At 73.0% G+C, this 21718-nt stretch carries 19 protein-coding genes; 5 read left to right on the top strand and 14 right to left on the bottom strand.

Features of this window, described 5'->3' with window-relative positions:
- Window positions 1-4 precede the first annotated feature (4 nt).
- Window positions 5-139 (bottom strand): hypothetical protein, encoded by a 135-nt coding sequence (locus FH969_RS15910; protein WP_281285317.1) that lies wholly within the window; start codon window positions 137-139, stop codon window positions 5-7.
- Window positions 140-372: 233 nt separating this feature from the next.
- On the opposite strand from FH969_RS15910, the gene FH969_RS02315 reads away from it, so the two are divergent.
- The 3 genes from FH969_RS02315 (at window position 373) to FH969_RS02305 (ending at window position 3730) form a co-directional block, all read left to right on the top strand.
- Window positions 373-1500, top strand: coding sequence for an ABC transporter ATP-binding protein (locus tag FH969_RS02315; protein WP_139985832.1), 1128 nt, complete (start codon window positions 373-375; stop codon window positions 1498-1500).
- 103 nt (window positions 1501-1603) lie between these two features.
- Window positions 1604-2383 (top strand): ABC transporter ATP-binding protein, encoded by a 780-nt coding sequence (locus tag FH969_RS02310; protein WP_139985830.1) that lies wholly within the window; start codon window positions 1604-1606, stop codon window positions 2381-2383.
- A 75-nt stretch (window positions 2384-2458) separates the two neighbouring features.
- Window positions 2459-3730 carry a DUF4032 domain-containing protein gene (locus tag FH969_RS02305; protein WP_139985828.1) on the top strand — a complete coding sequence of 424 codons (1272 nt, stop codon included), beginning with the start codon at window positions 2459-2461 and terminating at the stop codon, window positions 3728-3730.
- A gap of 188 nt (window positions 3731-3918) precedes the next feature.
- On the opposite strand, the gene FH969_RS02300 is transcribed toward FH969_RS02305, so the two are convergent.
- The 4 genes from FH969_RS02300 to FH969_RS02285 form a co-directional block, all read right to left on the bottom strand.
- Window positions 3919-6402 carry a glycoside hydrolase family 94 protein gene (locus FH969_RS02300; RefSeq protein WP_139985870.1) on the bottom strand — a complete coding sequence of 828 codons (2484 nt, stop codon included), beginning with the start codon at window positions 6400-6402 and terminating at the stop codon, window positions 3919-3921.
- A gap of 536 nt (window positions 6403-6938) precedes the next feature.
- The gene (rlmB, locus tag FH969_RS02295; RefSeq protein ID WP_108719104.1) at window positions 6939-7931 is read right to left on the bottom strand and encodes a 23S rRNA (guanosine(2251)-2'-O)-methyltransferase RlmB; all 993 of its coding nucleotides are present in this window, start codon (window positions 7929-7931) and stop codon (window positions 6939-6941) included.
- Between the two features lie 6 nt (window positions 7932-7937).
- Window positions 7938-9350, bottom strand: a complete 1413-nt coding sequence (cysS, locus tag FH969_RS02290; RefSeq protein ID WP_108719103.1) for a cysteine--tRNA ligase — start codon at window positions 9348-9350, stop codon at window positions 7938-7940.
- 203 nt (window positions 9351-9553) lie between these two features.
- On the bottom strand, window positions 9554-10036 hold the full coding sequence (locus tag FH969_RS02285) for a CarD family transcriptional regulator (protein ID WP_108720183.1): 483 nt from the start codon (window positions 10034-10036) through the stop codon (window positions 9554-9556).
- Window positions 10037-10333: 297 nt separating this feature from the next.
- Here FH969_RS02285 and FH969_RS02280 point away from each other — a divergent pair, with 297 nt between their 5' ends.
- Window positions 10334-10792, top strand: coding sequence for a hypothetical protein (locus tag FH969_RS02280; RefSeq protein ID WP_108719102.1), 459 nt, complete (start codon window positions 10334-10336; stop codon window positions 10790-10792).
- A 127-nt stretch (window positions 10793-10919) separates the two neighbouring features.
- Here the strand turns inward: FH969_RS02280 and FH969_RS02275 are convergent, their stop codons facing one another.
- Together FH969_RS02275 and FH969_RS02270 are read right to left on the bottom strand one after the other, a co-directional pair.
- Window positions 10920-11624 carry a response regulator transcription factor gene (locus FH969_RS02275; protein WP_108719101.1) on the bottom strand — a complete coding sequence of 235 codons (705 nt, stop codon included), beginning with the start codon at window positions 11622-11624 and terminating at the stop codon, window positions 10920-10922.
- Window positions 11621-13099: a sensor histidine kinase gene (locus FH969_RS02270; RefSeq protein ID WP_246071651.1), complete on the bottom strand. Its 1479-nt coding sequence runs from the start codon at window positions 13097-13099 to the stop codon at window positions 11621-11623. Before FH969_RS02270 ends, FH969_RS02275 begins: the two co-directional genes overlap by 4 nt.
- A gap of 169 nt (window positions 13100-13268) precedes the next feature.
- Here FH969_RS02270 and phoU point away from each other — a divergent pair, with 169 nt between their 5' ends.
- Window positions 13269-13940, top strand: coding sequence for a phosphate signaling complex protein PhoU (gene phoU, locus FH969_RS02265; protein WP_139985826.1), 672 nt, complete (start codon window positions 13269-13271; stop codon window positions 13938-13940).
- Between the two features lie 168 nt (window positions 13941-14108).
- Here phoU and FH969_RS02260 read toward each other — a convergent pair whose 3' ends face one another.
- The 7 genes from FH969_RS02260 to FH969_RS02235 all read right to left on the bottom strand — a co-directional run bounded on the left by FH969_RS02260 (window position 14109) and on the right by FH969_RS02235 (window position 21717).
- A complete protein-coding gene (locus FH969_RS02260; protein WP_139985825.1) occupies window positions 14109-14846 on the bottom strand; it encodes a phosphoglyceromutase in 738 nt (245 codons plus the stop codon).
- A gap of 137 nt (window positions 14847-14983) precedes the next feature.
- The gene (locus FH969_RS02255) at window positions 14984-15328 is read right to left on the bottom strand and encodes a histone-like nucleoid-structuring protein Lsr2 (protein ID WP_108719097.1); all 345 of its coding nucleotides are present in this window, start codon (window positions 15326-15328) and stop codon (window positions 14984-14986) included.
- Between the two features lie 193 nt (window positions 15329-15521).
- Entirely contained in the window at window positions 15522-15680 is a 159-nt protein-coding gene (locus tag FH969_RS15085; RefSeq protein WP_180359629.1) for a hypothetical protein, read from the bottom strand.
- 9 nt (window positions 15681-15689) lie between these two features.
- Window positions 15690-17177: a lysine--tRNA ligase gene (gene lysS, locus FH969_RS02250; protein WP_218975241.1), complete on the bottom strand. Its 1488-nt coding sequence runs from the start codon at window positions 17175-17177 to the stop codon at window positions 15690-15692.
- 138 nt (window positions 17178-17315) lie between these two features.
- Window positions 17316-19274, bottom strand: coding sequence for a pantoate--beta-alanine ligase (gene panC, locus FH969_RS15570; RefSeq protein WP_180359628.1), 1959 nt, complete (start codon window positions 19272-19274; stop codon window positions 17316-17318).
- Entirely contained in the window at window positions 19271-20977 is a 1707-nt protein-coding gene (locus FH969_RS02240) for a sensor histidine kinase (RefSeq protein WP_246071650.1), read from the bottom strand. The genes panC and FH969_RS02240 overlap by 4 nt, the downstream gene beginning before the upstream one ends.
- The gene (locus FH969_RS02235; RefSeq protein WP_199916606.1) at window positions 20974-21717 is read right to left on the bottom strand and encodes a response regulator transcription factor; all 744 of its coding nucleotides are present in this window, start codon (window positions 21715-21717) and stop codon (window positions 20974-20976) included. Before FH969_RS02235 ends, FH969_RS02240 begins: the two co-directional genes overlap by 4 nt.
- Between the last annotated feature and the right edge of the window lies 1 nt (window position 21718).

Raw genomic sequence — 21718 nt, 5'->3', positions numbered from 1 at the left:
GGAGCTACAGCGCCCGCACCCGGCGTCGCTCGTGCAGCACGTGACCGGGCAGGAACCGGGTGTCCTCGAGGGTCGCGCCGTCCTCGTGCCAGCCGTGCCGCTCGTAGAACCGTGCGGCCCGGTCGTTTCCCTCGAGCACCCAGAGCTCGGCGCGAGCGAAGCCGGGCCGGGACGGACGGCGAGGGACATCGCGTCAACCTACTCGGGTGTGAGCTCGGGTGTGAGAAGGACCACCTCAGCGGGTGCTTCCGTGTGTCACACTTGTCCCGTCCCGCGACCCTCGTGGCCGGGGCGTGTCAGCGCAGTCGCTGCTGTCACTCTTCACAACGGATCGTCCGGCACGTACCTGCCGGTGAAGGGATCGACCTACCCATGGCTACCGTCACCTACGACAACGCCACCCGGATCTACCCGGGCTCCACGCGCCCCTCGGTTGACCAGCTCAACCTCGAGATCGCCGACGGCGAGTTCCTCGTCCTCGTCGGCCCGTCCGGCTGCGGCAAGTCCACGTCGCTGCGCATGCTCGCCGGCCTGGAGGACGTCAACTCCGGCCGCATCCTCATCGGCGACCGCGACGTCACGGACGTCCAGCCGAAGGACCGCGACATCGCGATGGTGTTCCAGAACTACGCGCTGTACCCGCACATGTCGGTCGCCGACAACATGGGCTTCGCGCTGAAGATCGCCGGCAAGTCCAAGTCGGAGATCCGCGAGCGCGTCGAGGAGGCTGCGAAGATCCTCGACCTGACCCAGTACCTCGACCGCAAGCCGAAGGCCCTCTCCGGTGGTCAGCGTCAGCGCGTCGCCATGGGTCGTGCGATCGTGCGTCAGCCCCAGGTGTTCCTCATGGACGAGCCGCTGTCGAACCTCGACGCCAAGCTCCGCGTCCAGACGCGCACCCAGATCGCCTCGCTGCAGCGTCGTCTCGGCGTCACCACGGTCTACGTGACGCACGACCAGACCGAGGCCCTCACCATGGGCGACCGCATCGCGGTCCTCAAGGACGGCCTCCTCCAGCAGGTCGGCACGCCGCGCGAGATGTACGACACCCCGCAGAACGTGTTCGTCGCCGGCTTCATCGGCTCGCCCGCCATGAACATCGGCGAGTTCAACATCCAGGACGGCCACGCCCAGCTCGGCCGCGCGATCATCCCGCTCTCGCGCGAGACGCTCGCCGCGGTGACCGACGCCGACAACGGCAAGATCCAGGTCGGCTTCCGTCCCGAGTCGCTCGACCTCAGCTCCGAGGGCAGCGGCGGCGCGTTCCCGGTCGAGGTCAACCTCGTCGAGGAGCTCGGCTCCGACGCGTTCGTGTACGGCCAGCTCGCGGCCGGCACCGAGGGTGCGGCGCACATCAGCTCCGGCGCCGGGGAGTCGCAGATCATCGTGCGCGTCGACCCGCGCCAGGTGCCCGAGAAGGGTTCGCACGTGTGGGTCTCGATCCGCGCGGGCGAGCAGCACAACTTCTCCGCCTCGACCGGCGAGCGTCTGCCCAACTGACGTCCGCCACACGGCACAGACCAGCACGTCCCGCGAGGGCGGCCCCGTCCGGGGCCGCCCTCGCGGCGTTCTCCGGTCGTCGTCGTGGGGGAGAATGGGGACCATGGCAGCACCCGGTGACCCGATCCTCACAGCACGCGACCTCTGGGTCTCCTACGGCTCCGAGCCCGTGCTCCGCGGCATCGACCTCACGCTCGTCGAGGGCGGTGCACCGGTCGGCGTGATCGGCCCGTCCGGAGCAGGCAAGACGACGCTCGTGCACACGCTGCTCGGCACCGTCACCCCCAGCCGCGGCTCGGTGACGTTCCGCGGGCACGCGACGCACCGCCTGGGCCGGCGGGACAAGAAGGTGTTCCACGGCGCAGTCCGGCACGTCTCGCAGTACGGGGTGCCGACGCACGACCCGCGGCTCACGGCGCAGCGCTACCTCGACGGCGCGCTCAAGGACGCCCGCCGCGCGGGTCGCACCCACCCCACGACGGTGGACGGGCTCCTCACGTTCGTCGCGCTCGACCCGGCGTACGCCGCGCGCAGCGTGGTGACGATGTCCGGCGGTGAACGCCAGCGCCTCGCGCTCGCCCACGCCCTTGCGACCCGGCCCGACCTCATCCTGCTGGACGAGCCGCTCACCGCGATCGACCCCGGCCTGCGAGCCGAGGTGCTGCGCCGCCTCGCCGGCCTCACCGCGGACCTCGGCATCGCCGTGCTCCTGGTCAGCCACGACCTGGAGTCGATCGAGCGGCTCTGCTCCGAGGTCCACGTCCTGGCCGACGGCGAGCTCGTCGCCTCCGGTCGGCTGCGGGACGTGCTCGCGACGGCGAACCACCCCGCCGTCGTCGACCTCGCCGAGGCCGCACCGCTCACGGCCCAGCGCCTACGCTGACCTCCGCCGACCGCCACGCACCCCACCGGACCGCCGGTCCCACAGCCCGTCATCGACCCGATCGGACGCAGTCCCATGGCCGAGCCGAACCGCCTCCAGATCACCGCCGCGTCGCCGGACCCGGCGCTGCTCACGCTGCCGTGGCACCTCCCGCTGGAGGAGTGGCCCGACTCGGTGCTCGCCGCGCTCCCGCGAGGCATCTCCCGGCACGTGGTGCGGTTCGTGCGGCTGTCCGGCCGGGTGATCGCCGTCAAGGAGATCGGTGAGACCGTCGCGCACCGCGAGTACGAGCTGCTGCGTCAGCTCTCCCGGATCGACGTCCCCTCGGTCGAGCCCGTCGGGGTGATCACCGGCCGGCGCTCGCTCGACGGCGAGCCGCTCACCCCCGCGCTCGTCACCGAGCACCTGGCGTTCTCGCTGCCCTACCGCGCGCTGTTCAGCCAGTACCTGCGGCCCGACACCGCGACGCGCCTCATCGACGCGCTCGCGGTCCTGCTCGTCCGGCTGCACCTGCACGGCTTCTACTGGGGCGACGTCTCGCTGTCCAACACCCTGTTCCGCCGCGACGCGGGCGCCTTCGCCGCCTACCTGGTCGACGCCGAGACCGGCGACCTGCACGACCGGCTCTCCGACGGGCAGCGCGCCTACGACCTCGAGATCGCCCGGGTCAACGTCATCGGCGAGATGATGGACCTCGAGGCCGGCGAGATCCTGGACTCCCCCATCGACACCATCACGGTCGGCGAGATGCTCGTGGTGCGCTACGAGGAGCTGTGGCAGGAGCTCACCACGTCCGAGTGGTTCGAGCCCGGTGAGCTGTGGCGGGTCGAGGCGCGGATCAACCGCCTCAACGACCTCGGGTTCGACGTCGGCGAGCTCGACATGTCCACGGACATCGACGGGACGAGGATCCGGATCCAGCCGAAGGTCGTGGACGCCGGGCACCACCACCGACGCCTCATGCGCCTCACAGGGCTCGACGTGCAGGAGAACCAGGCGCGCCGCCTGCTCAACGACCTCGACTCCTACCGGGTGGAGTTCGACCGCCAGGGCGAGGACGAGGAGTTCGCGGCCCACGACTGGCTGACGAACGTGTTCGAGCCCGCGATCCGGGCCGTGCCGCGCGAGCTGCGCGGGAAGCTCGAGCCGGCCGAGATCTTCCACGAGCTGCTCGAGCACCGCTGGTTCAAGTCCCAGGAGGCCAACCGTGACCTCCCGATGAACGAGGTCGTGCGGACCTACGTCGACGAGGTGCTGCGGCACCGGCCGGACGAGCAGGCCGTGCTCGGCCTGGACACCATGACGCTGCAGGCCATCTCCGACGAGGACGACGAGCTCATCGGCTGAGCCGACGCCGTCAGGCGTGACCGCGGCGCACGCCGTCGGGCGTGACGGCGAGCCACGCCGTCGGGCGCGACGCTCATCCACGCCGGGCGAACGCCGCGCGCGGCGCTCACCCACGCCGTCGGGCGCGACGGCGAGCCACGCCGTCGGGCGCGGCGCTCACCCACGCCGGGCGAACGCCGCACGCGGCGTCAGAGCGTCGCGGTGATGCGCACTGTCGCGCCGGCGGGCGCGTACGGGACGCGGTTGCCCTCGACCGGCACGCCGTCGACCTCGAGGCGCGCGCGGACGCCCTCGGCGCCGGAGTTGCGCACCGTCACCTCGTAGGTCGCGCCGCGCAGCACCCGGCGGACCGTGAACTCGGGCACGTCAGGGCCGATCTGCGGGTCCACGACGAGCGCGTCGTAGTCCGGCCGCACCCCGAGCAGGTACTGCGAGACCGCCACGAAGTTCCAGGCCGCGGTCCCGGTCAGCCAGGAGTTCTTGGCCTCCCCGGCGCGCACCGCCTCCTTGCCGGCGATCATCTGGGCGTACACGTACGGCTCGAGCCGGTGCACGTCGCTGATCGCCTCGCGGTAGGCGGGGGTGATCCGGCGGTAGTAGTCGAACGCGCGCTCACCGCGACCCAGCACGGTCTCGGCGATGATCACCCACGGGTTGTTGTGGCAGAAGATGCCGCCGTTCTCCTTGTAGCCGGGCGGGTAGGTGGAGACCTCGCCCAGCTCGACCCGGTAGGTGGTGTAGGCCGGGCTCTGGAGCACGAGCCCGTGCGGGGTGCCGAGCATCTCGCCGACCGAGTCCAGCGCGAGCACGGCGCGCGAGTCGGGCAGGACGCTGCCGTCCTCGCCGCGCTCGACGCCGACGCCCGCCATGACGGCGAACCCCTGCGGCTCGATCCAGATCTTGCCCTCGTCGTCGGCGTCCGTCCCGACCGGGTTGCCGTAGTAGTCGAACGCCCGCAGGAACCAGCGCCCGTCCCAGCCGTGCTCCAGCAGCGCCGCGCGCACGCCGTCGACGGCGGTCCTGGCCGCCTGCGCGACCTCGGTGAGCCCGCGACGCTCGGCGAGGGCCGCGTAGTCGGCGCCGTACAGCACGAGCTGGGCGGCGATGAAGGTCGACTCGGCCGCGCCGCCCGTCTTGTTCTCGGTGGTCTGGAAGGACTCCCCGGGCTCGGTGGAGAAGGCGTTGAGGTTGAGGCAGTCGTTCCAGTCGGCGCGGCCGATCAGCGGCAGGCCGTGCGGACCCAGGTGCGAGACGACGAAGTCGAACGAGCGCGTGAGGTGCTCGAACAGCGGCACCTCGGTGCCCGGCGCGTTGTCGAACGGGACCGGCTCGTCGAGGATCGTGTAGTCGCCGGTCTCCTTGAGGTAGCCGGCGACGCCCGCCACGAGCCACATCGGATCGTCGTTGAAGCCGGAGCCGATGTCGTCGTTCCCCCGCTTCGTGAGCGGCTGGTACTGGTGGTAGGCGCTGCCGTCGGGGAACTGGGTCGAGGCGATGTCGATGATGCGCTCGCGGGCGCGCTCGGGCACGAGGTGGACGAAGCCGAGGAGGTCCTGGTTGGAGTCCCGGAAGCCCATGCCGCGGCCGATACCGGTCTCGAAGTAGGACGCCGAGCGCGACATGTTGAACGTGACCATGCACTGGTACTGGTTCCAGACGTTGACCATCCGGTCCAGCTTCTCGTCGCTCGAGGACACGGTGTACGTGGCGAGCAGGCCGGTCCAGTGCTCGCGCAGCGCCTCGTGCGCGGCGTCGAACGCCGCCGGCGTGGCGAACCGCGCCAGCAGGGCGTGCGCGCCCTCCTTGTTCACGATCTGGTGGGCCTCGTCCGCCCACTTGTGCTCGACGTCGTTCTCCAGGTACCCGAGCACGTAGACGAGCTCGTGGCTCTCGCCGGGAGCGAGCTCGAGGTCCACCGAGTGCGAGCCGATCGGGTACCAGCCCGAGGCGACGGAGTTCGCCGACGCCCCGGACCTCGGCACCGCCGCGTCCGCGAACGACGCGAACGTCCCGCCGAGGAACGTCTCGCGGTCGGTGTCGAAGCCGGCCGCGCGCTCGCTGACGCCGAAGACGGCGTAGTGGTTGCGGCGCTCGCGGTACTCCGTGCGGTGGTAGATCGCCGAGCCGCCCGACGGCGTGTCCTCCTCCACCTCGACCTCGCCGATCGAGAGGTTGCGCTGGTAGTTCGTCTGGTCGTCCTGCGCGTTCCACAGCGCGAACTCGACGAACGAGAACAACGAGACGCGCTTGGGGGCGTCCGAGACGTTCGTGATCGTGACCTTCTGGACCTCGGCGTCCTCGCCGAGCGGGACCAGGAACGTGGTGGCGACCCGCAGGCCACCCCGCTCGCCGGTGATCGTGGAGTAGCCCAGGCCGTGCCGCGCCTCGAAGTGGTCCAGCTCGGCGCGCACCGGCTGCCAGGTGGGGGTCCAGACGTCGCCGTCGTCGTGGACGAACAGGTACCGGCCGCCCTCGTCCGTGGGGATGTTGTTGTAGCGGTAGCGCGTGAGGCGGCGCATCTTGGCGTCGCGGTAGAAGGAGTAGCCCCCGCCGAGGTGGGAGAGCAGCGAGAAGAACCGCTCCGAGCCGAGGTAGTTGATCCACGGGTACGGCGTGAGCGGCGTGGTGACGACGTACTCGCGCGCGTCGTCGTCGAAGTGGCCGAACTGCATGGCGGTGTCCTCCTGGCTGGCGTGGTCGGCGCGCGAGGGCACGGGTCGTTCCGCGTGTGCATGCCGGCCGGGTCAGCGTAGCGGGATCTGCGTGGAAGCGCTACCACGCTCGGCGGCCCGCCAGGTTTGGCGGTGCCAGCGGTTCGTGCCGGATGCTCGCCCGCCCGGTGCCAGCGGTTCGTGCCGCCACCCCATCGACGCTTTGCGGCAGAGCGACAGTCCCTCACGCCACAGCGACTCACCGCGCACGCGCCATCGGCCGCATGCCCCTGACCAGCACCGACGCTCCGCAGAGATCCGGCGTGGCGGCGGCGAGTCGCTCTCCCGTCACGCACAGTCGCTGTGGCGTCACGGGGGCGGCGCGCAATCGGCGAACCCGGGGCCCGGGCGCCCCGATGCAGGGAACGAGGGCGGCGCGCAACCCGCGCTTCCCGCTCCACCCCGGCGAAGCCCGCCAGGGCAGAGCGGGCGCGCGAGTCCAGCAGTCAGCGCGTGCGGTGCTGCGAGACCTCGTACAGGGCGCGCGAACCCAGCAGTCAGCGCGTGCGGTGCTGCGAGACCTCGTACAGGGCGAGCGAGGCGGCCACGGACGCGTTGAGGCTCTCGACCGACGACGCGATCGGGATCGCGGCGATGAGGTCGCAGGTCTGGCGCACGAGGCGGGACAGCCCCTTGCCCTCCGACCCCGCGACGAGGACCACGGGCCCGTCGGCCACCTCGAGGTCGCCGATCGCCGTCGGACCGTCGCCGTCGAGGCCGACCACGAAGCAGCCCGCCTTCTTCAGCTCCTCCAGCGCGCGCACGAGGTTCGTCGCGCGGGCGACCGGAACCCGGGCGGCCGCGCCGGCCGACGTCTTCCACGCCGCGGCGTTGACGCCCGCCGACCGGCGCTCGGGCACCAGCACGCCGTGCGCACCGAACGCACCCGCGGACCGGATGACCGCACCGAGGTTGCGGGGGTCCGTCACGCCGTCGAGCGCGACGACGAGGGCGGGCTCACCCGCGTCGAGCGCCGCGTCGAGCAGGTCGCCCGGCTCGGCGTAGACGTACTCGGACACCGTGAGGACCACGCCCTGGTGCACCGAGCGGTCCGAGAGCACGTCGAGGTCGGTCTTCGTGGTCTCCACGAGCGGAAGGCCGGCCTGGGTGGTGAGCCGTACGATCTCGCGCACGCGGTCGTCCGCCTCGATCCGCGAGGCGATGTGCAGCGAGCGTGCCGGCACACCCGCGCGCAGCGCCTCGACGACGGCGTTGCGCCCCACCACGACCTCGTCGCCCTTGGCGCGGGCGGACCCGGGCCGACGGTCCTGCCGGCCCTGTCCGCTCTTCGCGCCACCGGGTCGCTGCTGCTCGCGCTTGGTCGCGGCCGCCGCCCGGCGCGCGGCCGGGTGACCGGTGCGCGCCTCGGCGGGTGGCGTCGGCCCGCGCCCCTCGAGCCCGCGGCGGCGGTTGCCCCCGGACCCGACGGTCGCGCCCTTCTTCGACCCCGGCTTGCGCACCGCTCCGCGGCGCTGGCTGTTGCCTGCCATGTCAGCTCATCCCTTGATCGTCCAGCGGGCTCCGCCCGCACCGTCCTCGACGACGACGCCCGCGGCCGTCAGTCGGTCCCGCAGCGCGTCGGCGCGGGCCCAGTCCTTATTCGCCCGAGCGGCTGCTCGCTCCTCGAGCACGCCCGCCACGAGCACGCCGAGCGCGTCGTGGGTGGCGTCGGTGCCGGCGGCCGAGCGCCACGGCTCCGCGAGGGGGTCGAGGCCCAGCACGTCGAGCATGCCGCGCACGCGCAGCGCCGCGACGCCGGCTCCCGCGTCGTCGCCCGCGGCGAGGGCCGCGTTGCCGCGGCGCACCTCCTCGTGGACGCTCGCGAGGGCGGCCGCCACGTTGACGTCGTCGTCGAGCGCCGCGACGAAGGTGTCGGGGAGTTCGCCGTCGGACACCTCGCGGGCGTCGGCCTCGCCGGCGACCTCCGCGGCGCGCACCACGAAGCCGGACAGCCGCTCCCAGGTCGCGGCCGCCTCGGCGAGCGAGGCGTCGGAGAACTCCACGGTCGAGCGGTAGTGGGCACCGACGAGCGCGAGCCGCACCACGGGGGCCGACGCGCGCTCCAGCACCTGGTCCACCGCGAGGTAGTTGCCGAGCGACTTGCTCATCTTCTCGCCGTCGCTCGTCACCCACGCGTTGTGCAGCCAGTACCGCGCGAACGGGTAGCCGGCCGCGTGGCTCTGCGCCTGCTCGTTCTCGTGGTGCGGGAAGCGCAGGTCGATGCCGCCGGCGTGGATGTCGAACTCCTCGCCCAGGTAGCGGTGCGCCATGGCCGAGCACTCCAGGTGCCAGCCCGGCCGGCCGGGGCCGAACGGCGTGGCCCACGCGGCCGTGGCCGGCTCGCCGGGCTTGGCCGCCTTCCACAGCGCGAAGTCGTGCGGGTCGCGCTTGTCGGGGGCCGGATCGGGGTCCGCGAGCATGTTGTCCAGCGCCTGGTGGGTGAGCGAGCCGTAGTCGGGCAGCGACCGCACGTCGAACCACACGTTGCCGCGGTCGCCCGGGTAGGCGTGCCCGCGCGCCACGAGCCGCTCCATGAGCGCGACCATCTCGGGCACGTGCCCGGTCGCCCGGGGGGAGTACGTGGGCGGCAGCACGCCGACGGCCGCGTAGGCCTCGTCGAAGGCGCGTTCGAACCGGTACGCCCAGGCCCACCACGCGACGTCGGCCGCGGCGGCCTTGGCGAGGATCTTGTCGTCGACGTCGGTCACGTTCCGCACGAGAGTGACGTCGTGGCCGCTGCGGCGCAGCCAGCGGACGAGGACGTCGAACGCGAGCGCGGACCTCAGGTGACCCACGTGCGGCTCGCCCTGCACGGTGGCGCCGCACAGGTACATCCCGACCCGGCCGGGCTCGAGGGGCACGAACGCGCGCGGGGCGCGCGCAGCGGAGTCGTGGAGGTGCAGCGTCACCGGGTCAGCCTACCGACGCCCGCTCGGGGCGTCCGGCCCGCACGGGCCGCGGCCGGAGTTGCGCCCGCGGTCGCTCGGCGCGCTCCTTCGCACACCAGCGCACGACGGCGAAGCCTCCGACACCGGCGACGTCACCGGGGCGGCAGGAGAGTCGATCACGACCCGCCGTCGCCGACCAGCGCCGACGACAGCGGGAGTCGCGATCAGGAGGCGAGGACCTCGTCGAGGATGGCCTCGGCCTTGTCCTCCTCGGTCTTCTTCGCGAGGGCGAGCTCGGAGACGAGAATCTGCCGCGCACGCGCGAGCATCCTCTTCTCCCCCGCCGAAAGGCCACGGCCGGCGTCGCGACGGGACAGGTCGCGCACCACCTCGGCGACCTTGATCACGTCACCCGACGCAATCTTCTCGACATTTGCCTTGAACCGACGCGACCAGTTCGTGGGCTCCTCGGTGTACTCGGCGCGAAGCACCTCGAACACCTTGTCGAGCCCGTCCTGACCCACGACGTCGCGGACGCCCACGAGGTCGATGTTCTCGGCGGGAACCTCGATGATGAGGTCGCCCTGGGCCACTCGAAGGGTCAGATACACCTTCTCCTCCCCCCGCATCACGCGAGTGGAGATCTTCTCGATGAGGGCCGCACCGTGGTGCGGATAAACAACAGTCTCGCCGACCTCGAAGGACATGTAGGGCACTCCCCTTTCCAGAGGCAATCCTACCATGGCATTCACGCACACCCTGTTCACATCCCGTCCATTTGCGCAGGTCACCGCCACGCGGGCGGGCGCAGGGGGATCCGCGCGGGTTCGGGTCGGGGTGCGGGTCGGCGCGTGACGAAGCCCGTCGGGGTGTGGTCGCTGCTCGATCGGGTGCTCGTCCCTTCCTCGTGAGCCCTCGTGGGGCGCTCGCCGGGGACGTCGTCCGGTGCGGGAGATGACGCGGAGTCGGTACGGTGGGACCACTCACGCACTCCCGGAGGATGCATGTCCCGCACCGTCACCCGTGCCGCCGGCGCACTCCTCGCCGTCGCCGCGCTCACGGCCTGCTCACCGGTCCTCACCGACGAGCCCTACGCGTCGTCCGACGGCGTGCAGCTGCGCTGGGGCGAGAACGCCTCCGTCAAGGGCGAGAACATTCTCGTGATCGCCGACGCGGTGGGCGGGGACGCCCGCGTGGTCGGCGGCCTCACCAACAACGGCACCGAGGACGCGCAGATCACGTTCGGGTTCACCGACGGCGACACGACCCGGGTCACCGTGCCCGCGGGCGAGACCGTCCTGCTCGACCCGACCAGCGGCGAGGACGTCGTCCTCGCCGACGTCCCCGTGCAGCCCGGCGCCGTCGTCGACATGACGTTCGACACGCCCGGCCTCGGCACGCAGTCGATCGCCGTGCCCGTGCTCGACGGGACCCTCGCGGAGTACGCCGACCTCGTGCCGTGAGGCGCGCGTGAGGTGACGTCCGAGCGCGCCGCGGGGTGCGCCGTCGGGCCGGGTCGGTGCGGCGGATCCCGGCGGCGCCGTGCGCCGGACGACGAGGCCGGCGAGACTCAGCGCAGCCCAGCGCGCCTCAGCGCGCGGGTGAGACCAGCTTGTAGCCCAGCCCGCGCACCGTGACGATCGCCTCGGGCACGCCCGGGTCGCGCTCGACCTTCGCCCGCAGGCGCTTCACGTGCACGTCCAGCGTCTTGGTGTCGCCCACGTAGTTCGCGCCCCAGATCCGGTCGATGAGCTGCCCGCGGGTGAGCACGCGGTCGGCGTTGCGCAGGAGCATCTCGAGGAGCTCGAACTCGCGCAGCGGCACCGGCACGACCTCGCCGTCCACGCGCACCTCGTGCCGGTCCACGTCCATGGCGATGCGCCCCACCTCGAGCACGTCGGCGGTCACCTCGGCCTGCGGCTGGGCGCCCGCCTCGCCTCGCCGGCGCAGCACCGCGCGCACCCGGGCCAAGAGCTCGCGGTAGGAGTACGGCTTCGTCACGTAGTCGTCGGCGCCGAGCTCGAGACCCACGACCTTGTCGATCTCGTCGTCCTTCGCCGTGAGCATGATGACCGGCACGTCGCTCGTGCGGCGCAGCTCGCGGCACACCTCGGTGCCGTCCATCCCGGGCAGCATGAGGTCGAGCAGCACGAGGTCGGCCCCCTCGGCGTCGAAGACCGCCACCGCGTCCGGACCGGTCTCGGCCTGGAGCACCTCGAACCCCTCCTTCTCGAGGCGGTACGCCAGGGGGGCGCGGTAGGACTCCTCGTCCTCGACGATCAGGATGCGGGTCACGCGGTTCCTCCGGTGGGTGCGGCCGGTCCGCCGGAGGTGCTCTCCGGACGGGGGGTGGTCAGGGTGTCGGTGCGGCGCTCGCCGCGGGTCGAGGTGCTCGCGCCCGAGGCGCGCGTGGCGCCACCGGTGCTCGCGGCGGCGTTGCGGGCGCCCGATCCGGGACCGGCGCCGGGGGCGGGGCCGTTCTCCGGCGCGGCCGCCGGCGCGGCAGAACCTGGCCCTGCAGAGCCTGGTCCTGCAGAGCCCGCCGCTGCGGCCGCCGGTGCTGCGGCGGCCGGCGCTGCGGCGGCCGGCGCTGCGGCGGCCGGCGCGGCGGGGGCGGCGGCGGCTGAGTCACTGGTGGGAGAGTCGGCGCTGGGCAGGCGCAACGTGAAGGTGGATCCACGGCCCGGCTGCGACCACACGGTGACCTCGCCGCCGTGGTCAGCCGCGACGTGCTTGACGATCGCGAGCCCGAGCCCGGTACCGCCGGTCTGGCGCGAGCGGGCGGCGTCGACCCGGTAGAAGCGCTCGAAGACGCGCGGCAGGAGATCGGCGTCGATCCCGATGCCCTGGTCGATCACGGCGATCTCCACGAGCCCGTCCCGGCCCGAGCGTGCCGCGACCGTGACCCGGGTCCCGCCGTCGGAGTAGCGCAGGGCGTTGTCGACGAGGTTGCGCACGGCCGTCACCAGCAGGGCCTCGTCGCCGAACACCTGCAGGCCGCTGCCGCCGGGCGCGGCGATCGCGATGTCGCGGGCGCGCGCCTCGACCTCGTTGCGCGAGACGGCCTCGGTCACCACGGCGTCGACGTCGACGACGCGCGAGTCCAGCAGCGCGTCGGCGTCCTGCACCCGGGAGAGATCGATGATGTCCTGGACCAGGGCGCTCAACCGGCGCGCCTCCTGGGCGAGCCGACGCGAGAACTCCCGGACGACGTCGGGCTCGTCCGCGGCGTCCTCGAGCGTCTCGGCGAGCAGCGCGATGGCGCCCACCGGGGTCTTGAGCTCGTGCGAGACGTTCGCGACGAAGTCCCGACGCACCTCGTCCAGCCGCACGGCGGCCGTGCGGTCCTCGGCGAGCAGCAGCACCCGCTGCCCACTCAGCGCGGCGATCTGGGCGTGCAGGATGAGGCGCCCGGCGCCGGCGACCGGGCCGCGCGGCAGCGTGAGCTGCACCTGCCGGATCCCGCCCTCGCGGCGCGCCTCCGTCACGAGCTCCACGAGCTCGGGGTGCACGAGGTGTCCGCCGCGGGCGAGTCCGAGCGCGTAGGCCGACGGGGTCGCGCGCACGACGGCGTCCTCGGCGTCCAGCACGACCGACGCGGTCCGCAGCACCGAGAGCAGGCGGACGAGGTCGCCGTCGAGCTCCTCGCCCGTCGTCGCGGGCGGCGTCGGGCGCTGCTGGCGCTCGCTGACGCGGAACGCCAGGACGGAGACCGCGATCACGAGGAGCCCGAGCAGCACGGCCGACACGACCTGCACGTTGTCTCCCACGCGTCGAGCGTAGGCTGCTCGCCGAAGCGCACGGCACCGCAGCGGGGCGTCTCGCCGCCCGTCCCCGCCGAGTTCATCGGCGGCTCACCGGCCGTTCACCTCGTCGTGGAATCGTCGCCTCGAACACATGCCCGCCCGGCGGGCACCACGACCCAGATGGGGGAAAACGTTGCGAGAGATCTTCCAGCAGGAGCTGGAGCAGGTCGCGGACGACCTCGCCGCCATGGCATCGCTGGTTCGCACCGCGATGCAGGACGCGACGACCGCGCTGTTCACCCAGGACCTGGGGCTCGCCGAGACCGTCATCGAGCGCGACCGGCGGATCGACGCGCTCCAGGACGGCGTCGACCAGCAGTGTGTGACGCTGCTGGCCCGTCAGCAGCCGGTGGCCACCGACCTGCGGGTCGTCGTGAGCGCGATGCGGATGTCGAGCACGATCGAGCGGATGGGCGACCTCGCCCGGCACATCGCCTCGATCGCGCGCGGTCGGTTCCCGGACCCGGCCCTGCCCCCGCTCGCCGAGCCGCTCTTCCGCTCGATCGCGGACGCGACCAACGCCGTCGCGAGCGACGTGGTGGACCTTCTGGAGTCGCGCGACGTCGAGCTGGCGCACCGCGTGATGGCGGACGACGACGAGCTCGACCGGCTGCACCAGGAGACGTTCCGCATCATCCTGTCGCCGTCGGCGGACGCCACCGCCTTCACGCCGCAGCAGATCGTCGACATCACGCTGCTGGGCCGGTACTTCGAGCGTTTCGGCGACCACGGCACCTCGGTGGCGCGCCGGATCCTGTTCCTCGTCACGGGCGAGACCGTGTCCTCGACCGCCGGGGTGCGCTGAACAACCCGCCCCGCACGCCCGCGGCCCCCGACCTGACCCGGTCGGGGGCCGCGTGCCGTCCGGGCCGGGCTTTGCGGGCGCGTGGGGCGGGACGAGCGCACCCCCCGACCTCGTGAGGTCGGGGGGTGCGGGGTGCTGCCGGCTTCTCGCGTCGCGGAGCGGCCGGTCTCAGCGCCCCTGGTTGGCGACCGCGGCGATCGCGTCCTTGGCCGCCTCGGGGTCGAGGTAGGTCCCGCCGGCCGTCACGGGCTTGAGGTCCTCGTCGAGCTCGTACACGAGCGGGATGCCGGTGGGCACGTTGAGGCCGGCGATGGTCGCGTCGTCGATGCCGTCGAGGTGCTTGATGATGGCGCGCAGCGAGTTGCCGTGCGCGGCCACGAGGACGGTCTTGCCCTCCTTGAGGTCCGGGACCACGGCGCTCTCCCAGTAGGGCAGCGCGCGCACGAGCACCTGCGCGAGGGCCTCGGCGCGCGGGATCGGCTCACCGGAGTAGCGCGGGTCGCCGTCCTGGGAGAACTCCGAGCCCAGCTCGATGTCCGGCGGCGGGACGTCGTAGGAGCGGCGCCAGAGCATGAACTGCTCCTCGCCGTACGTCTCGAGCGTCTGCTTCTTGTCCTTGCCCTGCAGCGCGCCGTAGTGACGCTCGTTGAGGCGCCAGGACCGCTTGACCGGGATCCAGTGCCGGTCCGCGGCGTCGAGCGCGAGGTTCGCCGTCGTGATCGCGCGGCGCAGGAGCGAGGTGTGCACGACGTCGGGCAGCACACCGTTCTCGGTGAGCAGCGTCCCGCCGCGCTTGGCCTCCTCGACACCCTTCTCGGACAGGGCCACGTCGACCCAGCCGGTGAAGAGGTTCTTGGCGTTCCACTCGCTCTCGCCGTGGCGGAGCAGTACCAGGGTGTAGGTCATGTGCTTATCATGACGCACTCGCGTGACCTGGTGGGGGCCGTTGGGCCCACGACCGGTGGCCGGGACACGGCGCGACGAAGGGCCCGGACCAGGCGGTCCGGGCCCTTCGGGCGTGCGTCAGAGCGCGCGCGAACGCGTCAGTTCGCGGCCTCGTACGCGGCGCGCACCTCAGCCGGGATCCGGCCGCGGTCGCTCACCGTGTGACCGTTCTCGGCGGCCCACGCGCGGATCACCGAGGCGTCGGACGCCTTGCCCGAACCCGACGACGAGCCACGGCCCGAGCGGGCCGGGGTGGTGGTGCGGCGACCCCCGCTGCGCCTCGCGGCGCCGACCCAGCCGGCGAACTCCTCCCGCAGCTTGGCGGCGTTCTCCGCCGAAAGGTCGATCTCGTAGGTGACGCCGTCGAGCCCGAAGGTGACCGTCTCGGCCGCCTCCTTGCCGTCGAGGTCGTCGATGAGCAGCACGCTGACTCGCTGTGCCATGGAATTCCTCCTGGGTGTCGCCGTTGCTCGTGAAACATCAGAGCAGTGAGGCAAGAGTGAATGAGAGCGCGGGACATGTCAACAAAGAAGTGCCGCAGCCGGTTGTTCCGATGGCGACCGACCGCGTTCGAGGACTTACTCAACTCTCGTGAGGAATGTCTCACGAGACGGTGAGTTCGCCGTCGCGGGATCTTCAGGAAGAGGGCGGCCCCATTCGTTCGCGCCGCTGCGCCTCCTCGGCCAGGCGCTTAGCGCGCTCGCGGCGATCCGCGAGAACGATCGCTCGCACCACCACCAGAAAGAGCGCCAGAACGCCGATCGAGGGCACGAGCGCGCCGAGGTTCTCCCACATCCTTCGACCCTACGCCTGCGGCCGGACGAGCGGGAACAGGATCGTCTCGCGGATGCCGAGACCCGTGAGCGCCATGAGCAGGCGGTCGATCCCCATCCCCATGCCCCCCATCGGCGGCAGCGCGTGCTCGACGGCGCGCAGGAAGTCCTCGTCCACGCGCATCGCCTCGGGGTCGCCCGCGGCCGCGAGCAGCGCCTGCGCCTCGAACCGCTCCCGCTGCACGACCGGGTCGACGAGCTCGGAGTAGCCCGTGCCCAGCTCGAACCCGCGCACGTACAGGTCCCACTTCTCCACGACGCCAGGGGTGGATCGGTGTGCGCGGACCAGTGGCGAGGTGTCGACCGGGTAGTCGTGGACAAATGTCGGGGCCACGAGATGGTCCCCCACGAGGTGCTCGAAGATCTCCTCGACCACCTTTCCGGGTGTGAGCGCACGCACACCGTCGAGATCGATATCGAGTCGCTGGGCGACGGCGAGCAGCGTCGCCATCGGGGTCTGGGCGGTGATCTCCTCACCCAGCGCGTCCGAGACCGATCCGTAGAGGGAGAGCCACGGCCACTCCCCGCCGATGTCGTAAGGAGAACCGTCGGCCAGGGTGACTTCGGTGGTGTCGAACACCGACAGCGCGGCCTCCTGGATCAGCTCGCGCGTGAGGGTGGCAATCCCGCGATAGTCGGTCCACGCCTGATAAGCCTCGAGCGAGGAGAACTCGGGGCTGTGCGAGGAGTCGACACCCTCGTTGCGGAACTGCCGACCGATCTCGAACACGCGCTCGACGCCGCCGACCACGGCCTGCTTGAGATAGAGCTCGGTGGCGATCCGCAGCGAGAGGTCGGCGTCGAACGCGTTCATGTGCGTGCGGAACGGCCGCGCGCTGGCACCGCCCGGCTGGGACTGCAGGATGGGCGTCTCGACCTCGACGTACCCGCGGCGGTGGAAGGACTCCCGCAGCGAGCGCACGACGCCGGCACGCACCCGCACCATCCGGCGCGCCTCGGGCCGGGCGATGAGGTCGAGGTAGCGCCGCCGCACGCGCGTCTCCTCGCTCGTCTCCTTGTGCAGCGTGGGGAGCGGACGCAGTGCCTTCGCCGCGAGCTGCCACGAGTCGGCCATGATCGACAGCTCACCACGCCGCGACCGCACGACCCGGCCGTGCGCGAACAGGAAGTCGCCCAGGTCGACGTCGGCCTTGAAGTCCGCGAGGCGTTCCGCGCCCACCTCGGCGAGGGAGAGCATCACCTGGAGGGTCAGCCCGTCGCCGTCGGCGATCGAGACGAAGCACAGCTTGCCGGTGTTGCGCAGGTGCATGACGCGGCCCGCGACGCCCACCACGTCGTCGGTCTCGGCGCCGGTCTCCAGGTCCGCGTGCGTCGCGCGCACCTGCGTGATCGTCGTGGTGACGGGGACGGCGACCGGGTAGGGCTCACGGCCCGCCTCGAGGAGGCGCTCGCGCTTCTCCTTGCGGACCCGGACCTGCTCCGGGTCCGCCTCGAGCACCTCGGCGTCGAGCGCGTCCTGGTCGACGGCGTCCTGGTCGACGGCGCTGGCCGCTGCGGTCTCGGGGGCGGCACCGGTGACGTCGGCGGTCACGTCACGCGCGGGGGTGGGGTCGATCGGTTCTGGCACCCGGCGAGTTTACCGGCGGGCGGCGAACGGCACCGCGCCGGTGTCGATGAGGCGCACGCCCTCGACGACGGCCGCGACGACGTAGCGCGGCTCGGCCGCGCCGGGTCCGGCGTTCGTGCCGACCTCGCCTGGCCCGCCGGTCGCGCTCGGCTCGCCGGTCTCGTCCGCGTCGCCGACTTCCCCGGGCTCCACCGGCTCGAACGTCACCGGCTCGAACGTCACCGCGTCGACGATCTCGGCGTAGTCCACCTCGACGCCCTCGACGTCGAGCTCGGCCCGCGCGGCCGCCAGCGCATCGGTCGGGCTCGCGCCCGCGGCGCCGAGCCGCGTCACCGCGGCCACCGAGCGCGACAGCGCGAGGGCGCGCTCGCGTCCGTCCGCGCTCAGCCGGGAGTTCCGGCTGGACAGCGCGAGCCCGTCCGCCTCGCGCACGGTCGGCACCGACAGCACCCACAGCGGCACGTCCAGGTCGGCCACCATGAGCCGCACGAGCGCGAGCTGCTGCGCGTCCTTCTCCCCGAACACCGCGACGTCGGGCTGAACGAGGTGGAACAGCTTGCTCACCACGGTGAGGACTCCGGAGTAGTGGCCGGGTCGCGAGGCCCCCTCGAGCCGGTCCGCGATCGGCCCGGGGTCGAGCGTGATGCTCGTACGGCCGCGCGGGTACATCTCCTGCACGGAGGGCGCGAACACGACGTCCGGCGCGTCGGCACCGAGCGCGGCCAGGGCTGCGACGTCGGCCTCGAGCGTGCGGGGGTAGACGGCGAGGTCGCCCGCGTCGCCGAACTGCGTCGGGTTGACGAACACCGACACCACGACATGCCGTGCGGCCTGCCGCGCCGCACGCACCAGCGCGAGGTGGCCGGCGTGCAGCGCGCCCATCGTCGGCACGAGGGCGACCTCGCCGACCATCCCGCGGCGCGCGGCGCGCAGCTCGGCGACGGTGTGCACGACGGCGGGCCTCGCCCCGGTCGTCGCGGCCGGGACGGTCTCGGGCCGGGCCGCGAGGGCGCGCCGCAGGTCCGTCGCCGCGGCGTCGTCGATCCGCCGCGCGCGCTGCGCCAGCGCCGTGGTCGCCAGCGCCATCGCGCGGTAGGTGCCGCCGATCTCGCCCGCGCCGGCTCGGCCGTCCGCTGGGTCGACAGCAGCACCGAGCCCCGGCTCCACGTCGACGAGCCCGCCGGCGTCGAGCGCGTCGAGCGCCCGCAGGTGCGCCGCCACGGTCCCGACGTCGCCACGGCTCACCGGGCCGGTGAGCGCGGCCGGGCCGCGGGTCAGCGCACCCTCGAGCGCGGCACGGGTGACCGGGCCGAGCAGGCGGCCGGCCCCCTCGGTCGGCGACGTCCCGGGCTCCTCGCCCGAGGCGTCGGCGAGCACGGTCTGCGCCTGCGACACGAGCGTCACGAGGTGGTTCGCCGCGTGGCACAGGGCCGCGTGGTAGGCGGGCCGGGCGGCGTCGGCGAGGAGCACGGGCTCGCCACCGAGCTCGACGACGAGCGCCTGCCCGATCGGCTGCACGGGTGCGGGCGCGGTCACCGCGAAGGGCGTGCCCTCGAGCCGCGCGAGGTCGAGCGAGGTCCCGGTGAACGTCATCGCGGGGTGCACCGCGAGCGGGATGGCGCCTGCGGCGACGGCCGGCGCGAGCACGTCCGTGCCGTGGCTGCCCGAGGGGTGCAGCACGATCTGGCCGGGGCGGAAGCCGCCCTGCGCCGCGACCCAGCCGACGACGTCGGCGATCGCGTCGTCGGGCACGCCCACGATCACGAGATCCGCCGCGCGCGCGACGTCGACCATGTCGAGCACCGGCACCGCCGGCAGCAGCGTCTCGATCCGGCTCAGCGTCTCCGGCGAGCCGCCGCTCACGCCCACCACCTCGTGCCCGACGGCGCGCAGCGCGCTGCCCAGCACCGCGCCGACCCGGCCCGCCCCGATGATCCCGACGGCGAGCCGTCCCGGCTTTGCACTCACCGGTCCATCCTGCCCGACGCCGCTCCTCCTTCGGTCGGCAGCAGCACGGTGAAGGAGGTGCGGCCGGGGACGGAGTCGACGGCGATCCGGCCCCCGTGCGCGGAGACGATCGCCTCGGCGATCGCGAGCCCGAGCCCGGTCGAGGCGAGCTCACCCTGACCGCGTCCGCGCGCGGTGTCCCCCCGGGAGAACCGGTCGAACAGCGTGGGCAGCAGCGCCGGGTCGATGCCCGGCCCGTCGTCGGTCACGGTGAGGACGACGACGTCGCCGAGCTCGCCGTCGTGCCCCGCGCGGACCGAGGTGGTGACCGTGGTGCCCGCCGGGGTGTGCACGCGGGCGTTGCCGAGCAGGTTGACGAGGACCTGACGCAGCCGGGGCTCGTCGCCCGGCACGGGCGGCACGCCGTCCTCGGGCACGTCGAGCCGCCAGCGGTGGTCACGGCCGGCGGCGTGCGCGTCCGAGGTCACGTCCACCGCGATCGCCACGAGGTCGACGTCGGCGTGCGTGAGCTCGCGGCCGGCGTCCAGGCGCGCGAGCAGCAGGAGGTCCTCGACGAGGGCCTGCATGCGCTTGCCCTCGGCCGCGACGCGTCCGACGGCGTGCTCCGTCTCGGGGCTCAGCTCGCCGGTCGAGGCGCCGCGGCGCAGGACGAGCTCGGAGTAGCCGCGGATCGAGGCGAGCGGCGTGCGCAGCTCGTGGCTCGCGTCCGCGACGAAGGCGCGCACCGTCGTCTCGCTCTCGTGGCGCGCCGCGAGCGAGGACTCCACGTGCCCGAGCATGCGGTTGACCGCGGCGCCCACCTTGCCCACCTCGGTGCGCTCGTCGGTGTCGCGCGCCGGGACGCGCTCCGCGATCGCGACGTCGCCGCGGTCCAGGGGCAGCTCGGAGACGCGCGCGGCGGTCTGCGCGACGCGATCCAGGGGTCGCAGCGCGCGGCGCACGAGCACGGTCGCCGCAGCGGCGGCGAGCACGACGGCGAGCGCGCCCACCAGGAGCTCGACGACGAGGTAGCGCTGGAGCGTCTCGGCGCTGTCCGCCCACGGCAGGGCCGTGACGAAGCGGGTACCGTCGCTGCGCTCGGTGGCCATCGCGCGGTAGGTGCCCAGGCCGTCGAGCGTCACCCACTCCGGTGCGGTCCCGACGTCCTCCAGGTCCGCGACCTGCGCGTCGTCGAGCTGGACGACCTGGGCGTCCTCGTCGATGTAGGCCCCGGAGGCGACGCCGTCGGACACCTCCACGACGATCGTGCCGGCGGCCTGACCGAGAACGCCGAGGCCGAGCGGGGGCGTGTCGCCGCCGGCGCCGCTGCCCTGGCCGGAGCCGGCGCCGTCGGAGCCGTCGGTCGGGGGTGGGGTGGGCGCGGGGCCGTCGCCGCCCCACGAGCCGTCGCGGTCCGGCGCCATCCGGCCGCGCTCGGCCGATGCCTCGAGCGAGCGGTCCACGCCGCCCACGAGCTGCGCGCGCAGCGACAGCGAGGACACGGCGCCGAGCAGGACGGCGATCGCGAGCGCCACGCCACCGACGACGAGGATGAGCTGGGTGCGCAGGCGCAGCGGGCGGCGCGCGGCGTCCCCCCGGGACTCGGCGCGTCTCGACCGCCCGCCGACGTCGGCAGCCGAGCCGGCGGCTGCGGAGACGCTCCCGGAGCGCTCGGGCGTGCTCGGCTCGGGCGTGCTCGGCTCGGGCGTGCTCGGCCCGGTCACGACGCGGGCTTGAGCACGTACCCCGCGCCCCGCAGCGTGTGGATCATGGGCTCACGGCCCGCATCGATCTTGCGCCGCAGGTAGGAGATGTAGAGCTCGACGATGTTCGCCTGACCGCCGAAGTCGTACTGCCAGACGCGGTCGAGGATCTGCGCCTTGGACAGCACGCGGCGCGGGTTGCGCATGAGGTAGCGCAGGAGCTCGAACTCGGTGGCGGTCAGCTGGATCTCGTCGCCGCCGCGGCGCACCTCGTGGGAGTCCTCGTCGAGCGTGAGGTCGCCGACCTCGAGCACCGCGTCCGGCCGCTGGGCGAGCGCGCCCGAGCGCCGCATGAGGGCGCGGAGCCGGGCCACGACCTCCTCGAGGCTGAACGGCTTGGTCACGTAGTCGTCGCCGCCCGCCGTGAGGCCGTGCACGCGGTCGGCGAGGGAGTCGCGCGCGGTGAGGAACAGGACCGGGACGCGGTTGGTCGCGCGGATGCGGCGGAGCACCTCGAGGCCGTCGATGCCGGGCATCATGACGTCGAGGACGACCACGTCCGGGTCGAGCTCCTTGACGACCTTGAGCGCCTGGTGGCCGTCGGCCGCCGTCTCGACGCGCCAGCCCTCGTACCGCAGCACGGTCGCCAGGAGCTCGCGCAGGTTCTCCTCGTCGTCGACGACGAGGACGCGCAGGGGGGACCCGTCCGTGCGGGTCAGGACCTCGGGGGTGGCCGCAGCCGGGTTCGTCATGACGCTCATC

Source organism: Miniimonas arenae, from assembly GCF_006351005.1.
Lineage (GTDB): Bacteria > Actinomycetota > Actinomycetes > Actinomycetales > Beutenbergiaceae > Miniimonas > Miniimonas arenae.
Note: the sequence above shows the minus strand (reverse complement) of the source record. Positions and strands in the feature narration are given on the sequence as shown.

Bases quoted from the DNA above. Each gene is read 5' to 3' on its own strand.
- FH969_RS02315 (WP_139985832.1), top strand. From the start codon at position 373: ATGGCTACCGTCACCTACGACAACGCCACCCGGATCTACCCGGGCTCC.
- FH969_RS02310 (WP_139985830.1), top strand. From the start codon at position 1,604: ATGGCAGCACCCGGTGACCCGATCCTCACAGCACGCGACCTCTGGGTC.
- FH969_RS02305 (WP_139985828.1), top strand. From the start codon at position 2,459: ATGGCCGAGCCGAACCGCCTCCAGATCACCGCCGCGTCGCCGGACCCG.
- FH969_RS02300 (WP_139985870.1), bottom strand. From the start codon at position 6,402: ATGCAGTTCGGCCACTTCGACGACGACGCGCGCGAGTACGTCGTCACC.
- rlmB (WP_108719104.1), bottom strand. From the start codon at position 7,931: ATGGCAGGCAACAGCCAGCGCCGCGGAGCGGTGCGCAAGCCGGGGTCG.
- FH969_RS02285 (WP_108720183.1), bottom strand. From the start codon at position 10,036: ATGTCCTTCGAGGTCGGCGAGACTGTTGTTTATCCGCACCACGGTGCG.
- FH969_RS02280 (WP_108719102.1), top strand. From the start codon at position 10,334: ATGTCCCGCACCGTCACCCGTGCCGCCGGCGCACTCCTCGCCGTCGCC.
- FH969_RS02260 (WP_139985825.1), bottom strand. From the start codon at position 14,846: ATGACCTACACCCTGGTACTGCTCCGCCACGGCGAGAGCGAGTGGAAC.
- FH969_RS02255 (WP_108719097.1), bottom strand. From the start codon at position 15,328: ATGGCACAGCGAGTCAGCGTGCTGCTCATCGACGACCTCGACGGCAAG.
- FH969_RS15085 (WP_180359629.1), bottom strand. From the start codon at position 15,680: ATGTGGGAGAACCTCGGCGCGCTCGTGCCCTCGATCGGCGTTCTGGCG.
- FH969_RS02235 (WP_199916606.1), bottom strand. From the start codon at position 21,717: ATGAGCGTCATGACGAACCCGGCTGCGGCCACCCCCGAGGTCCTGACC.